Origin of the sequence: Nostoc sp. CALU 1950, assembly GCF_051172895.1 — a bacterium.
GTDB classification, from domain to species: Bacteria; Cyanobacteriota; Cyanobacteriia; order Cyanobacteriales; family Nostocaceae; genus Nostoc; species Nostoc edaphicum_A.
In genome coordinates this window covers 1-15102 of the sequence record NZ_JBDNJQ010000188.1, presented here as the reverse complement: position 1 = coordinate 15102, position 15102 = coordinate 1, and the positions used below count along the sequence as shown (strand labels likewise).

The following is a 15102-nucleotide window of genomic DNA, read 5'->3' as shown; positions in this document are numbered from 1 at the left end:
TGGGTGTTTTGGCAATTAAAATGCCCTCCGTGGTCATTTTCGGAGGGGTACTAGGTTGGCAGTGGGGGATGGGGATGTTTGGGGAATGGGGAATGGGGAATGGGGAATGGGGAATGGGGAATGGGGAAGATTATTCACAAATTGCTTGTAAAGCAATTCCTTGGTGGGTGTCTGGTGGGGGAAATTCCCAGTTTGAAGTTTCACCGTAGTCTTGCTGCTTAATCACTTGTCCTTGACTACCATAAGTAATAATTTTTTGGACTTGTGTTGTCATTTGGTTGCATCTAATAGCATTGTAAAAAACTACTGCCTTTGCTCCATTAGACTCGCTTTTCTTGTAAACCATGCGTTGCCAGAAAAATGCAGGTTGACCGTCAAGAGTCGTAATTCTATCTTCTACATAAAAAACTAGATTGTTATTTTCGCTAACAGGTATCCATTCTGCTTTTGAAACCATAGGAGCAAATACAATGGCAGATGCAATCGCTGATATAGCTAATTTTTTCAACATAAAATTGCTAAGACTATACCCTAGTTTTAGCTACTGAGTAAAAAATATTGCACTAGTATAACTACTAAAACATCTGTAAAGAGTTAGCGATCGCTAATCTCGGTCAAACAATTATGCTTATCAGGTGTCAAATCATTTTAGGCTGTAGATAACAGGGTCTACAGTCTGGCAATGAAAATCAATCGGCACGGACGCGCCAAGGTTCTAACGCAGTCAGAGATACAGTTAATTTTCAGTAATGGCTTAGACAACGAGCGCGATCGCACTTTGTTCGGTGTGTGTCTGTTTAGTGCCTGTAGAATCCGTGAATGCTGTACGCTACAAACTCAAGACATTTACACACCCAAGGGCAACGTTAGACCGCAGTTTGTCATTAGAAAGTCAAACACTAAAGGGAAGCTGGCAACCAGGGCAATCCCAGTGATTGAAGACTTGCGGCGGCTATTGGTTGAATACTACCCATTAGCAGGGGATGATTATCTGTTCCCAGGTCGTAGCAATGGACATATCAGCCATGACTCAGCAGCTAGGATTTTGAGAGAAGCTTGTCAGCAGGTAGATATTTTTGGAGTCAGTACCCATAGCTTCAGGCGTACCGCGCTCACCCAGATGAGTAACGCTGGCATACCACTGAGAGTTATTCAGGAAATCTCAGGGCATCGGAATTTAGAACAGCTACAGAGATATTTAGAAGTGACTGAGGATCAGGTATTGGGAGCGGCGGCGAGTTTGGCTATGTTGTCACCAGTTGGGGGAGATGTCGGGAAATATCGGTTAGACGACATCGACCAAAAAGCGTCTAGAGTATTGCATTCAGACCAAAGTACGCCGTTTTAGTTTCTCCCTGCCTTAAAGCCTTCACCACTTAAAAATTCTTCATTTATCAGCAAGAGAATTTTATCTGTGTCCTTGCCCTTGTTGGCATAGCTGGCAGGGTTACTGGGGTCTTTCTTGTTTTCCATGCCGAACTTGGCGTTATGGCTGATTATTTCATCCTTATGCTGTTCAATCCAATCGCGTACCAATAAACCGTTACAGCCCGACAAATCCCTGAGCGCTTGGTTAGTCAATGCCAAGCGATCGCCCTCTCCAGTTGCCACAGTATCGTTATACAAACAGATTGCCTGATAAGACCTACGAATTTTTTCTACAGCTGCCCCAGCCGTTTTGCTCCCCCACACCTCAGCATCAGTCTTGGCTTGCCAGTCAATCTCTTCCTTTGGTGGTGCTACTTTGGCAGGTGTGGCAGGCGTGGCAGTCGTAGCGGGTGCGATAGTTCCCCCAAGAGTTAACTTACCTACCATCTCAATAACTTTCTTTTCTAGCCAAGAGTCTAACTCGGTGACATTAAGAGTAATTGTTTGGGGTTGCTGTGTGGCTGACATTGCATCAAACTCCTGTTGTAATTGGTTATTCATATCTGTTAACTGGTTATTGGTTTCCTGTAACTGTTTAACTTGTGCTTCTAATTGGGCTACCTTTTGTTGTGCTGCCTGTAATTGCTTTGCAGTGTCCAGCCGACTGTTAAATGATTCAATTAGCTGATTGATTACTGATGGCTGGTTAGGTGCTTCTAGCTTCTCTTGCAAGTGGCGAATAGCTTCTAAATCTCTTGAACTAACCCGAACATTAGAGAGTTTTTCTTTCTCTGGTGCATCGGGGTAGCCTACAGGTTTTGTAACGTAATAATCTGAGTAGCCAAGAGTAGTAGTGATGTGTTTCAAATCGCTATCACTGATTTTTTCACCTGGGGTAATATGGCCCAAGAAACAAGCAGCGAAGTACATTTTTGCCCCTAGTGAACCTGTACAATCGCGTTCGGTAACAAGACACGCGCTAGCAGCACGTAGAGCTTTACAGTCATTCTGTTCTTGGCCGTGACGGAAGTTTAAAAGCGGTTCTCTGTTGTCCTTGCCACCGAAATATTCTTGAACTACCCGACGTAATGAATTACCGCGTCTATCTTCAATAGCTTTATTTTGTGCTGCTACATCAGTAGGAAATTCGTTAGCGACTTCTTTTAAAAGTAACTTAGTAGATGGTTCTTTGCGTAAGTGATTTAATCGCTCAATGATGTAAATAGCAGGGAACAAACTAGAAATTTTAAATACTGGCTTCTCACCGCGTTTCTTGCCTTGACCTTCAAAATTAACTTGATAGGATTCACCATCAATCGGGGTAAATTTTCCTCTGGCTAAAATCTCATGAGGACGGCGGCCCGTAGCAGCTATCAAACCCACTGCTAACTCGTGAGGATGTTCACTGGCTAACAAGTTAGAGGTTACTTCTAAATATGTTTCTGGGTTAATCTCAATACCTGTATTGCCGTCTTCACCAGCAGTCATTAGACGGTCACTAACTCTTGTAGTTTCGTTGCGTTCTTCCCAATCCTTTTTGTCTAGACCACACAGCAGCAAGACATAATGCTTTAACTCGTTTCCTGTGACGTTCCCTTGAGCATCATGCTTGGGTACTGATTCAGCATTTTTACCCTGTTCTAGTGGCAGTGACTTAAATTTTTTGTAGAAGCCAGCCCGACTTAAAACAGTGCCTAAGCTTTTGGTGCTGTAGCTAGTTTTGGTGTTAATAAACTCGTTAAAAGCTTCGCAGTGTGGCTTAATCTCTTCTAAGCTCTGTAAGCCTTTGGTAGCCTCAAACAGTTGATCTACTTGCTCCTGAACTGCCTTTGACATCTGACTGACTCCCTTTTATTTTTAAGCTGTTACTAGCTTAACTAACTTGTTATGAAATGTCAATAACTTGTTAATTTATAATCTGTTATTGACAAATTATAACAGGTTAGCTATATTGATAACAGGTTAAAGAAACCACAGAAAAAGCGGGTTAGTAGCCCGCAGCTTAAAAATAAAGGTGATCTCATGTTACTCACAATTGCTAAACCTCAACAATTCCAAGCTGCTAATGACTACTTTGATGGAGAATTCGACGCGGCGATCGCGCTCCCACCAAAAACAACTGAGGGCGATTACTGGCGCGGGTATCTCGCCAAGGTAAACCAGACGGGTAACACACCGTTCTAAACCCCAAAGGGAGGCTAACAACCTCCCTTAATTTTTGCCTACTTTGTCAATTTGTGGCTGTATCACAGAATTAGCTGGTTGACTTATCAATCTTCCCGCTATGGTTCCCACTCCCACAAGCCCGATCATGCTGAAAATGATTAGCTTAACTGGCAAGTCGCTAATGCTGAAAACATGAAGCGATCGCTTCTCAAACTCCCAGTTAACCATCAGAAATTGCACTGGATTAAAATCAAACCATTCTTGACTTTTGATTAACTCAACATTGCATTGACTAAATTGCTGATGTAATTCGCCTTCTACATCTGCCATATCCTCTACGTAAATAGTCTTGAGAATCTTCACATTGCAAGGTGGTTGATTTCGGTGAAACTTATCAAGCCTAGCCTCTGGATTACGAGATAACCCAATTTTGCAACGACGGAGGTAACAGCCAGGAATTAAGCCGTGATAACCCTCTGCTTCCATTAAATATATAAATCCTGGCTCATGGTCATTTTTAGGCTGATAGACAATTGTTGAAATATCATCAAAATTCATATATTTATTTCCAGACTATCTTATTGCTAACTGTGCGCTTTTTGCAGCCTAGACAGCGATATCTATCGTCATTTTGTAGCTTTAAATTTGCGCTCCCACAGTGGGGACAGTGGGGACTTGTGCCAGATTGGTGACTACCCCCTATAGTCGTTTTTGGTGGCAAGCTTACCATTTGACCATTGCTTGCTGTACAAGGTTTTGGGCTTTCGCTTACCAGTCCGTTGTCAACTGTGCCAGGAGACTTGGCAAGCCTTGCCAGTCGCTTTGTCTCCTCTATTTCTTGATAGTTAAAACTGACTTTATCTAGATTAGGTAAAAAGTAGAGTTTAGGTGAGCGAGAGTCAACTACTAAGGCTACTCTTAACAATCTGGCATCATCGGTTACTAGCTCGTTTTTATGGTCAATGTATTCTTCTATAGCGTCTAAGTTACGGGTCAACTTAGCCAAGTTAGACTCGCTATTCTTCCCTTTCCCGTAAGTATTTAGATAATGTCTAATTTTGGGAATGCCGATAATAATCTCAGTAAATAGGCTTCTATCGTCATTAGTAAAACCTGGGATTTGTTTGGTCATCACTGATTGACCCGACACAATCCAACCGATGTTATTGTGACCAAACTGTTTAAAAATCTTCTTAAGGTTTTCCCCTGCCTTGTATGGCTCACTGCAAGAATTTAGGGTGTTATCAAGTTCATCCCATGCCCAAATTTGAAAGAAGTTAGCAGCGAATGTGGGGTTTTTAACTCTAAAGTTTCCATCATCTAGGCAATCATCAAAGGACTTAATTGCGGCTGTGGTATCACCATATTTAAGAAAATGCTCTAAAGGATAATTACTATCCTTGAGTGAAGCAACAGCACCGGGGTAAGACACAGTAACCAGAGTGTGAGGTACTTTTTCACCCTTTCCGGTATTGCCGCGAGTGCATCCAGCTTTGACAATTTCGCTAATCATTACCGCAGTGGTTGGGGTTTTACCAACGCCCGGATCTGCTATCAGCCGATAACGGATAGGGTGACTGACTACATAGTTGATAAATTCGTCAGCAGTCCCAACCATCAACTTAATTTCATCTGCTTTGATAGCTGGCTCCATCCGGTAACTGACCACAATACAGTCGGTTATTTCCAACTTTCTGACAGAAGTAATTTTGAATAATCCCAGCTTTTTAGCAATTATCCCAGAGTGCTTTAAAATCGCCTCTACAACGGCTTTTGGATGCACAGAGCGCGAATAGCCATAACCAACGTCTACAACGCCGTCAGGCTTAATTTGGAACCCCTTAACGCTCAAAGCTAGCCTGATATCGCTAAATAAAGTACGTGCTATTTCGTTGGCGATTTTCCCGCTAATATCAAAGCCAAAATCGCCATACACGGGTTCGATTAAATCGCCTTGCAATTGCTGCTGTAGCTGTCCTACACGTTCGTTTAGTAGCTCAATTTGTTCTAGATAATTCTGGCGCTCATGTGCGATCGCTTCTCCAACCTCATCTAAATTTTGGTTATAGCTACTTGCCAAGCTCTTAATAATTTCAGCTTTACTCTGGTGTCCGTGGGCGACTTTCTCCCCCCAGGATTGCAACCGGCGAAAGAGTGCCATAGCTTCACTGGTTATCGAGTCATGCTCTAAATAAATTTTCTCTAATTCTTGAGACTTGGCAACCTGAAACCGTTTATTGGCTTCTGCTTCTACTTGAGTTTTAAAATTGATTTCCCATTGCTCAACTTCAGTATTCAAATACTCAACTTGCTGCTTATCTTTTTGGGATTGGGTAGAAAGTTGAGAGAATTTAAACTGATACTCATCTAACTGGGAATTTAAATGAGCAATCATCACACTATTTTCTATCTTGGCGTGACCTAAAGAATTAATAGTATTTCTCGCTTCTTTAAGTTCTTCCCTGACCGTCTCCAGTTGGGCGCTAAGGCTGGCTAACTTTGACTTGCAAGTGTCAAACTCTCTGATAACTTTGTGCAGTGTTTCACCTGCTTTTATGTTCTTGCTTTCGGCATCATTCAGCAGCTTTTGAGACTTGGAATCTGTGACTAAATAACTAATAAAACTTGCTGGCAATGCTCCCACACCAAGCATAGAGATTACTTTGGCTATATCGTTGGTGAAACCTCCAGAAGCTACTGCCAAGCCAGCGCACAAGCTAAAAGCGCTTAACCCTAACCCATGAGATAATTTCATGATTTTACCTCCAGGTAATCACCCAATTGGGCTTTAAAGCTTGCTAGATTTCCCTGTGACTCAGCAGTTTTTAGCCTTAATTCTTCAGCTTTTATTTGTGCTTGTAACAGCTTTTGGTTTAACTCATCTTTGCTGTAAACCGAAATATTCGTATCAGCGATCGTCTTTACTTGGCTAACATCTAAAGTTACTGATTTTTGAGTAGTCACCTCTTTTTGATTAAGGTAATCCAAATAATTACCCTTAACTTTCTCAATCTCGGTAGCCGCTTGAATGCCAGCACCAAAGGCTTTTGAATGCTTACCAATTACAGTAAATTTCTCGCGTGTAAGGTCGAGCGCTGCCCCCGTCAGTTTCAATGCTCGTGTAGAACCCTCATAGATTTTCATCCCCTTATCAAACTGGCTTTGAGTTGCTTGTGGGAGAGTTTCGGGAGGGTTTAAAGGGTCATTTACGCGATAATCTTCTGGCTTAAAAGCTGGCATCATTCCCGGTACTAAATCGGGAGTTACTGTCATCAAGCCAGGGATGCGGCTATCTATGGGAGTAGTCGCAGGGGTAGCAGATGTGGAATTAGTGCTAGATGTCGAGTTTTGGTTACGCCCTGCTAACTTCTCAGCTACAGCTTTCGCGGCTGCTTTTGTAGTGTCGATTTTAGCCATTGTTGAAAAACTTTCTGGTGTTGAGTAGTGATTGGTATTTAATTTCTAGTTGTCTAAATGCCTTATCAATTTCGCTAAATTCAAGTGCCAATTCCTCATCTAAATCGTATTTTTTGAGGACAAGACTTAGCTCTGTTTCGTCCGTTTTCGCGTCCTGAATATGGTTATTTAAGTCATCCATAAAGCTTTTTTGGTATGGGTGCTATATGGCATAATTGCTGGGTAATTAAGACACATTCCCAGGATGGGATTTTACAAGTGCGCGGGGAATGACATCATTCCCCGCTTTTTTATCACCCGTTTATTCTCTGAAACCTTCAAACCTAGATACCTCTAAATCAGCATTAGCAGCCCATTCTAGATAGTTGAAATATTGCTTAACATCGCCGATCGCTACATCACAATCAAACCGCAAACCTTTAAACTGTGGATGTTGGCGAATTTGTAAGAGTAATTCTTGTGCTTGAGAAACTAGCTCTGGTAGGGAATTAGCGCTCATATTTACTTCTGCTTGGGTGCCGGAAATTGTAAAAGTCATGGTGTTAGTACTCTTTCTAATAACCAGTTAACGAAGTCAAGAGGAGATAACAGGATGTTGATCGCTCTCACGCGATTAGCTTTTTTGCTAATTCAGCAATGATTTGGTCAACTTCTGCGGGTAAGTCTGTGGTGTCTGGGGTAATTGCTACAGGTTCTTTAGCCAAACTGGCCAAATCTCGAATCGCTCCCAAATATCCTTGCTTTTGATGTTGCCAGTGCTGATTTATACCTTCTGCTAGTTCGGCATCTCGCACAGCCAAGTTATTAAGAATCAATTGGTTCTTGACTTGGGCGATCGCGTCTACTGCTGCTATCTCCTCAGATGCCTGCCTAGCTAGCTGGTCAATTAGCGTTAGTTGGGCGTTAGGTATTGGGGATTGGGTAGGCGCTGTTAAATGTCGCTCTTGCTGGGGCAAGGAAAGGGCATTCTGTGACTGTTCTGAGGCTGGCTCAGGTGCTTCCTGTGGAGAAGTTTCGAGAGTTTCGGGTAATTCTAGGGTGTTGCTAGCCACCTCTGGCAATTTTGGCTGAAAGTATGAAGCGATCGCTTCTAAATCTGCTTCTGAAACTGCCTTTACAGTGTCGAAATCATCCGGGCGAACATGGCTTAAAGCCAGTCTCAGCCCTTGTTCCGTGGTCATGTATTTTAGGCAAGCATCATGAATGCTTACTGTGTCTGCTGTTGGCGCTGTGGTTCTCTTTCGTGCTGCCATGATTTACGCTCCCTTCTGTATTTTTTGTAATTGCTGGAATGCTTGCTGATAGCGGTATTTAGAAAAATCATTCGGATTTTTGGTGATATAGCCTTTGACCCGTTCGCCGCGTCGTAGTTGAGCCATTAGCCGCCCTACACGGCTTAAAACCCATGCTTGGTAGGGTGATAAGGGTGATTCCCGGTCGTAACTGCCATCGTGGTTTTTTGGGTAGGCATCTCTGAAACTGGGAATTCTCCAGAAGGCTAAATTCTCCCAAGTGACCAAAGTAGAACGGCTAACACCCAAGACCTCAGCTAAATATGTCTTGGTGGATGGGAAATCAAGGAATGAGTCTAAGTCTGTGGAATGCTTGCTCCGTCTAGGTTTCATCGGTTTACTACAGTAATCAATGTGAATCAGATATTAACTAGCTAGCAATCAGAATAAGTACACATCACAATGTCGCTCCTAATCGCTAAACCCCTTACTGTGTAAGTCGCTGGGGTACTCGTAGGACGCTAAATAGTGGCTTGTTGCCGACTGATTGTTCTTGCTGCTATGATAACAAGTGTTCATGTACTCTTGTCAAGAAAAAACTTTGCTACTCTCTGAGTTCATGCCAGCATAGATGTAATATCTATGCTGTTAGACATTTATGGGCGAGAATTTTCGAGGCAAGAGAGGTGATCCGAACTATCGGTTAATCTCTGGCTATGTGCCTAAAGACCTTGCATTATTGTTTAAAACTATCTGTGCTGCCACAGAAACAGATCAAAGCAAGGCACTTGAAGAAATGATTTCCAAATGGGCTAGAGAAAAACAGTCAGTTCTTGATGGAATGAAGCAGGAGAACGAAAAGACAGCATGACAGAAGCACAAATCCAAGATATTTACTCACGCTTAGACAGCCTGACATCTGAAGTCAACTCACTCAAGTTACTAACTGGCACAATCGGGACAAGCCAAGTGGCGATCGCTCAACTTCTTACTGTCCAGTCTCAACATACAGAAATACTCAATAGCCACACTCAAATACTCAATAACCACACTGCCGATCTCTCTCAACTTAAATCAGATGTCGGTGAAATTTTGCGGATACTGCGCGATCGCAATGGCGGGAGTGGATTGTGATTGTGGCAGTAATGTTATCGTTCAGAAAGTAATAAGTATTTTTGTACTATGGCACGACGACACATCTACGCTGGAATAGTAGAGAAATTAATTGACAAGCTTACCCCAGAGGCAAAGGAATCATGGCAAGATTATGCCTCCGCAGCTAAAACTTTGTTGGAGTTGCAGATTTGGTGGAATCAGCGAGGTTTTCATCCGTCACTCGATGCTTTGAGTACCTGGCGGAAAAAACATGTAAAAGCTGGTGAAACAGCCGCAACTGTGCTTGAGATAGTTGCTAAATCCAAGGGTATCGATGCGAGGTCTTGTCTTGAATATTGCGCTGTTACAAGCGTTGTTTTAGCTAATGAACTTCAAGAAAAACTTAAAAGTGAATATTCTAGGAATGAATTTCAAGCACTTTTAAATTGTTTAAAAGAATGCAGAAGTTCAGCGATCGCACTTGCTGAAATGCAAGCCAAGTCCGACAAAATTGAGTACGTTCTGGGCGGCGCTTACGAGTTATCGACAAGAGCCAAGCGTTTATCGGAAGGTCAACCACAATCTGAGTGGCTAGAGGCTACACTACAAGCGGCTTTAGTCGATATCGAGGATGATTTAAAAAGTCAGTATCTGGCGGCGAAATCATGATGGATGCGATCGCTACCAGAGTAAATGAGATTTTATTCCAGACAATAGACAATCCTACTATTGAGGATTTTGCTGCTGCGTTGCTTACAGTATTGCCGGATGAAAAGCAAAATTTAACTCCTGACCAACAAAGATATTGGGAAAGATTACGGGAGCTTAATAAATATGCTGCATCTTACTGGATCTGGCAATCACATCCTATTGGAAGTAACTCCATTAAAGACTGGAAAAAAGGATCTCAATTAGACCGATATCTTTATGATTCGATTTCGGGGCTAGTTTATGAAATGCGATCGCTACTAAATTTAATAGCAGAGGCTCATGATGACATCTCAGAAGCATTACAGCAAATGCGATCCCACTCTGGCTATGAGTCATGCTTTGATTTATTTGCAGCTATTGTCACTAAAGATGAAAATCAACTCCTAAATCAAAACTTACAACCATACTCAGAATTTTTTCTTGGAAAGGCAGCTAAGAATCATGACCTACTCAGGCGATCAACTAGTTCTTTAAAACAATCTGAAATCAAGCACCTTAAGCAATTAGCTAAGACTCAACCAGTCAATGACTTGAAAATATTTGCGCTGCAAGTATGCAAAATCAAAGCTTACAATGATCCATCTATCGCCGAACTGTTCAGGTCTTATCAAAACAGAGTCACTCTCAATCACGATTTAAAACGTAGGATTTGTAGCGCTGCTAGTAAGGACAAGATACTAGAACTTTACAGCTACGTAGTTCAGAACGGGGTCGAGAAGCGTGTAGGCAGAGGATGTAAAATTCCTTAACCTTTCTTTACATAATTCCCCCAATTAGTTTTGGGGTGATTTTTATGCTTTTTCTCGTGCAACGATTAGATCAGAAAAGAAATAGATCAGAAAAGAAAAATGGCTGTCCCTGAACCGCAAACAGCAAAGCTGAAAGTACAATTCGAGCGTTTATCAGACGCAAAGACTAGCCAAGATTTAATTTTTTAAATTACTTTCAGCTTATCAAAAAGTTATGCGGTTCGGGGTTAGCCAGTAGTTTACTGGAGAACCCAAAAAATGTTAAAACCGCTGGGACTGCGAATTCACAGCGGTTCTCAAAAAATCGATAAATTGATTTTATCATCAATTGAGAACCAAGAACGAAAAATTATTGAATTAATTCAGCCAAATACCAAACAGTATCGCTATGAGACTGAGCGGTTGAGGAATATTCTCAGACTTCGCGGATACTCTAAACGCTTCATTGCCAGTGCTTTTGAGGGTAGACATTTAGCTAAAACTTCTACAGGATTAGCGTTGATCCCTTCTTGCGGCGACATAACTAGTGTGGCGATACTAGAACAAGATTTCGTGTTGTCTACATCTGCTAATGCGGGGGTGAACAATGCTTAGTAGCCGCCCAACCCCCACAAAAAAAAATAATCCTTGTCCCATCTGCGAGAACATCACAGGAGCTTGCCGAGTTTTTGTAGATGATACAGTTTTCTGTCATGGGCTGGCAGATACCCGAAAAGGCGAAAAAGCTAATGGCTATGTATGTGTAAAACCTAGCAATGGACATACAGCCACATTCAAACCTGATAATTCTCAAGGATGGACAGAAGAACGGCGGCGGGAATGGGCTGATGAGCAAAGGCGGCGGCGTGAGAGATGCGAACGGGAAGAACAACAAAAGTTAGCTCAACTACTCCCCATCACTGACCGCGATCCTCAATACCGCCACATCAGCAGCATACTGGGGTTAAACCAAAAGCATAGATACTCAGAACTGTCTGAGAAACGCGGGTTAAATTCTGATGAGATTGATTTTGCAGTTTCCCAAGGGTGGTTATCCAGTTGGAAGCCAGGGTTAAAAGTTGATGCTTCCCCGTCTCTGGCTGGGGTAGCTGGGGGGCAACTAACAGGAGTTGTTGGACTTGCGATTGCATCTGTAGACCATGCTGGCAAGATTACAGGATTTCAGCTTCAGTCTGACAACCGTGTAAAATTTGGCAAGTATATCTGGCTATCATCTGCTAACAAAGGCGGGAACGGGCCACACCTGCCAAGTGGGGAATTACCTGTATTTCTCTGGAAGCATCCAGAATCCGAACAAGTTACAGAAACTTGGTTGGTCGAAGGTTCTCTAAAATCGTTGATTACTGCCCTTAAACTTTGGTTTAGGCATGGACGCAAGGATATACAAATTATTGGGGCGGCTGGGGCGAACTGGCTAGCCTCAGTCAATGCAGTAATAAATGGGTTAGGGCAAGCCAGTAAGGTTGTTTTGTGTCCAGACGCGGGAAGCTTAAGCAATAGTGGCATTCTCAGTAACTACAAAAAAATTATTGAGGAGTTGACTAGCAAAGTTTACTCAGTTAGTGTTGCTTGGTGGAATCAGATCACAAAAAATGAATGTGATATTGATGAATTAAAGGACTATAGCCAGATTAAATTTATTTCTATAAATGAGTTTTTATCTATTGCTCAAAATCAGCAAACAGGCGAACAAAAAACGCAACAAATTCAGGTAAATTCTTCAAGCGATTGGAGAGAAGAATATGAACTAAAACGTAGTGATAGAGCCAAAATTAAATTTACTCGTAAGCCTGATGTAGAGGTCAAAGATGGTTATTTACCAACAGATAACCTTAAAGACTTGCCAGAAGGAATTATTGGGCTAAAAGGTGATTGGGGTATAGGTAAAAGTTATTTTACAGCGAATTTATGCAAGCAATGGTCAGGCAATATTTTGCAAATAGCACATTTAAATGCAATTCTGCATAATACTGCACCAAAGTATGATCTAATGCATCATCACGAAGTTAAAAAGCTAAATTTGAGTCTTACGAGTGTACCAAAACTTTCTATCTGTGATGTAACTTTTGCAGCTAATTTTAACCCTGAAAATTGGGTGAAAGGTGAACCTTTTATACTTATCTTAGATGAAATAACTCAGGGATTAAAATCATTACATACTAGTCCCAATCTCAGAGGTAATTTACGTATAAAAGCACGTACTAAGTTAGAGTGGCTAATTAAAAACGCTACTTATATTATTGCTGCTGACCGTGATTTAGATAATGAAACACTAGAGTATATTGAACGAGTAAGAGATGATGGTAAAAAATCATTTATTATTCACCATACAGGTAAAAAAGGTAAGTTTCACAAGCCAATTACAATAAATAATAACAAACATAAAGATGAAGTATTAACCCGATTGAAAAACGATGTTAAAGCTGGGTTAAAATGTGCTATAGCTTGTGAGAATAAGACAGATTTAATTGCTATCGAATTACTGTTAAAAGATACTGGAATACCTGAAGAATCTATATTTTTAGCTCATGGTGATAATAGCAATGAGCCTCATATTAAACCTATAATTCAGGCAATTGATAGCCAGTATACTGACTATCCTATACTTGGCTACACTATGACAATGGGTACTGCAATATCCTTAGAAAAGCAGCACTTTGATAGAGTTTATGCTTTTTTTACTGGTGATGTTTTAGCCGCTAGCGATCAGTGTCAAATGCTTTTTAGATATCGCTTAGATTGTGAAATCATAATTTGGGTTAGTCCACGACGTAGGACACTAGAAATTGATCCTAAGAATCTACTTAAAAATCTTCAGATAAATATTGATGAAACCAACAACTTAATTTCTTCAATAGATGAAATTGATACACTACATAAAAAAGGTATTATGCCTACAGCTAAAGGTGTAATTACAGAAGATGAGTTGCCATTTCTTCAACATAAGTTAAATATTATTTCACGGATTAACGCAAGCAAAGCTAACCCGTTTCAATCACTTTATGATTTACTGATTGATGCAGAATTTACTATTAATCTTGAGTGTACGGATGTTGAAGATGCAACGCGGACAGAAGAGGGCGAAATTCACGTTGAGCAAAAAAAAGCAGTTAAGGAAGAGGGCGATCGCCTAATTGCTCAAGCCGAATTGATGAATGATGTTGAGTTTGAATCAGCCAGGATAAATGCGGGTAGCTTGCGAAAATCAGAGCGCGATCGCTTACAGAAAACGCAATTACACCGGGACACTAATTTAGAAATCACTCAAGATATTGTTAAACTCCAACGCACTAAAAACCTAACACGAGGGGCAAGAAAGCTTAGGGTTTTGCTAGGAGATGATGATACAGCCATAGCCTATGACCTTGCTGACCGCGAACGGAACCCTGACAAGGGCGATCAGAGTTTTTATGCAGCTAATCGGCGGCTACTTTGCGATATTGGTACACTTGAACTGATAGCCAAACTTAAAGATGGATGGAGCTATACAAATGATTCTCCTGAAATTCAAGAGTTTGCTGATAGGCTAAGAAAACGTAAAGCAGATGTCAAAAGGCTTTTAGGCTTTACCGTGTCAATTGAGCGCAACAGTAAAGGCAATTTCAAAATCAGCAATACTGAATTATTTAACAGAGTTTTAGATTCTCTATGTCTCTTTAGAACAAGTTTTAAACAAACCAAAGATTCTAAGCGGAGTAACGTTTACACTCTCGATAAAGAGTATTGGGAGTTGCTACAAAAAATCATGGCACACATGGATTCTCAATCTCACACACCAACCTTAGAGGGCATTATTCAAAAAGCCAAAGATTCAGTTACATCTACTGATGTGACACCAACAGTAGAAACAGTTTCAGACATCTCTGAAGAGTGGCTGGCTAAAGAAAATATACAAGATACCGCACTCATACTTGAATCCTGCGACTCAGCGGAAATGTTGCAAGATGTAAGAATTTCCATACCTGCATTCGTTCTAAAATCTGCTGCAAAACTGTTACCTCTGGACAAACAGAAATTACTTAAAAATTGGGTGATAGAGTTGAATCAACAGCTTGAATCAGCGGCTTAACTTAAGGAGCAATCGCGGCAAGAGAAGTGGGAACAATAATCTCATTGGTTAGAGGTTCCTACAAATGGAAATTAAAATATTTCTTGCTGTTTTTATTCCAGGAATATTTTGGGCAATACTTTCAGCAATTTTTCCTATACCAGCAGCACTTTTGATCATGCTGTTCATGGGTTTATGGCTTCTAGCGCTAAATAACAAAGATGAACCGCCCCAAAATCCCTAATCGCCCCACTCCCCACTCCTAGTACCCCTCCGAAAATGACCACGGAGGGCATTTTAATTGCCAAAACACCCA

The 15102-nt window shown here is 41.3% G+C and carries 18 protein-coding genes; 9 read left to right on the top strand and 9 right to left on the bottom strand.

Annotated features, from left to right (window positions below; all coding sequences use genetic code 11):
* Positions 1-130: 130 nt before the first annotated feature.
* On the bottom strand, positions 131-511 hold the full coding sequence (locus ABF638_RS32415; RefSeq protein ID WP_435026948.1) for a surface-adhesin E family protein: 381 nt from the start codon (positions 509-511) through the stop codon (positions 131-133).
* A gap of 171 nt (positions 512-682) precedes the next feature.
* Here ABF638_RS32415 and ABF638_RS32410 point away from each other — a divergent pair, with 171 nt between their 5' ends.
* Complete coding sequence (locus tag ABF638_RS32410; protein WP_435026947.1) at positions 683-1348, top strand: tyrosine-type recombinase/integrase; 666 nt, start codon at positions 683-685, stop codon at positions 1346-1348.
* On the opposite strand, the gene ABF638_RS32405 is transcribed toward ABF638_RS32410, so the two are convergent.
* Entirely contained in the window at positions 1345-3204 is a 1860-nt protein-coding gene (locus ABF638_RS32405; protein ID WP_435026946.1) for a protelomerase family protein, read from the bottom strand. The two genes, ABF638_RS32410 and ABF638_RS32405, sit on opposite strands and share 4 nt — an antisense overlap.
* Positions 3205-3390: 186 nt before the next feature.
* Here ABF638_RS32405 and ABF638_RS32400 point away from each other — a divergent pair, with 186 nt between their 5' ends.
* On the top strand, positions 3391-3552 hold the full coding sequence (locus ABF638_RS32400; RefSeq protein ID WP_435026945.1) for a hypothetical protein: 162 nt from the start codon (positions 3391-3393) through the stop codon (positions 3550-3552).
* Positions 3553-3579: 27 nt separating this feature from the next.
* On the opposite strand, the gene ABF638_RS32395 is transcribed toward ABF638_RS32400, so the two are convergent.
* The 7 genes from ABF638_RS32395 to ABF638_RS32365 all read right to left on the bottom strand — a co-directional run bounded on the left by ABF638_RS32395 (position 3580) and on the right by ABF638_RS32365 (position 8576).
* Positions 3580-4092, bottom strand: a complete 513-nt coding sequence (locus tag ABF638_RS32395) for a GIY-YIG nuclease family protein (RefSeq protein WP_435026944.1) — start codon at positions 4090-4092, stop codon at positions 3580-3582.
* A 4-nt stretch (positions 4093-4096) separates the two neighbouring features.
* Positions 4097-6289: a hypothetical protein gene (locus ABF638_RS32390; protein ID WP_435026943.1), complete on the bottom strand. Its 2193-nt coding sequence runs from the start codon at positions 6287-6289 to the stop codon at positions 4097-4099.
* On the bottom strand, positions 6286-6951 hold the full coding sequence (locus tag ABF638_RS32385) for a hypothetical protein (RefSeq protein WP_435026942.1): 666 nt from the start codon (positions 6949-6951) through the stop codon (positions 6286-6288). Before ABF638_RS32385 ends, ABF638_RS32390 begins: the two co-directional genes overlap by 4 nt.
* Entirely contained in the window at positions 6944-7132 is a 189-nt protein-coding gene (locus tag ABF638_RS32380) for a hypothetical protein (protein WP_435026941.1), read from the bottom strand. Before ABF638_RS32380 ends, ABF638_RS32385 begins: the two co-directional genes overlap by 8 nt.
* A gap of 120 nt (positions 7133-7252) precedes the next feature.
* Positions 7253-7489 (bottom strand): hypothetical protein, encoded by a 237-nt coding sequence (locus ABF638_RS32375; RefSeq protein ID WP_435026940.1) that lies wholly within the window; start codon positions 7487-7489, stop codon positions 7253-7255.
* A gap of 67 nt (positions 7490-7556) precedes the next feature.
* The gene (locus ABF638_RS32370) at positions 7557-8204 is read right to left on the bottom strand and encodes a hypothetical protein (RefSeq protein ID WP_435026939.1); all 648 of its coding nucleotides are present in this window, start codon (positions 8202-8204) and stop codon (positions 7557-7559) included.
* A gap of 3 nt (positions 8205-8207) precedes the next feature.
* A complete protein-coding gene (locus tag ABF638_RS32365; RefSeq protein ID WP_435026938.1) occupies positions 8208-8576 on the bottom strand; it encodes a hypothetical protein in 369 nt (122 codons plus the stop codon).
* Positions 8577-8841: 265 nt separating this feature from the next.
* On the opposite strand from ABF638_RS32365, the gene ABF638_RS32360 reads away from it, so the two are divergent.
* The 7 genes from ABF638_RS32360 (at position 8842) to ABF638_RS32330 (ending at position 15030) form a co-directional block, all read left to right on the top strand.
* Positions 8842-9054 carry a hypothetical protein gene (locus tag ABF638_RS32360; RefSeq protein ID WP_435026937.1) on the top strand — a complete coding sequence of 71 codons (213 nt, stop codon included), beginning with the start codon at positions 8842-8844 and terminating at the stop codon, positions 9052-9054.
* On the top strand, positions 9051-9317 hold the full coding sequence (locus ABF638_RS32355) for a hypothetical protein (protein WP_435026936.1): 267 nt from the start codon (positions 9051-9053) through the stop codon (positions 9315-9317). The genes ABF638_RS32360 and ABF638_RS32355 overlap by 4 nt, the downstream gene beginning before the upstream one ends.
* A 48-nt stretch (positions 9318-9365) precedes the next feature.
* A complete protein-coding gene (locus tag ABF638_RS32350) occupies positions 9366-9947 on the top strand; it encodes a hypothetical protein (RefSeq protein WP_435026935.1) in 582 nt (193 codons plus the stop codon).
* Positions 9944-10738: a hypothetical protein gene (locus ABF638_RS32345; RefSeq protein ID WP_435026934.1), complete on the top strand. Its 795-nt coding sequence runs from the start codon at positions 9944-9946 to the stop codon at positions 10736-10738. The genes ABF638_RS32350 and ABF638_RS32345 overlap by 4 nt, the downstream gene beginning before the upstream one ends.
* 258 nt (positions 10739-10996) lie before the next feature.
* Positions 10997-11332: a hypothetical protein gene (locus ABF638_RS32340; protein WP_435026933.1), complete on the top strand. Its 336-nt coding sequence runs from the start codon at positions 10997-10999 to the stop codon at positions 11330-11332.
* The gene (locus ABF638_RS32335) at positions 11325-14807 is read left to right on the top strand and encodes a plasmid replication protein, CyRepA1 family (RefSeq protein WP_435026932.1); all 3483 of its coding nucleotides are present in this window, start codon (positions 11325-11327) and stop codon (positions 14805-14807) included. Before ABF638_RS32340 ends, ABF638_RS32335 begins: the two co-directional genes overlap by 8 nt.
* A gap of 64 nt (positions 14808-14871) precedes the next feature.
* A complete protein-coding gene (locus ABF638_RS32330; RefSeq protein ID WP_435026931.1) occupies positions 14872-15030 on the top strand; it encodes a hypothetical protein in 159 nt (52 codons plus the stop codon).
* Positions 15031-15102 lie beyond the last annotated feature (72 nt).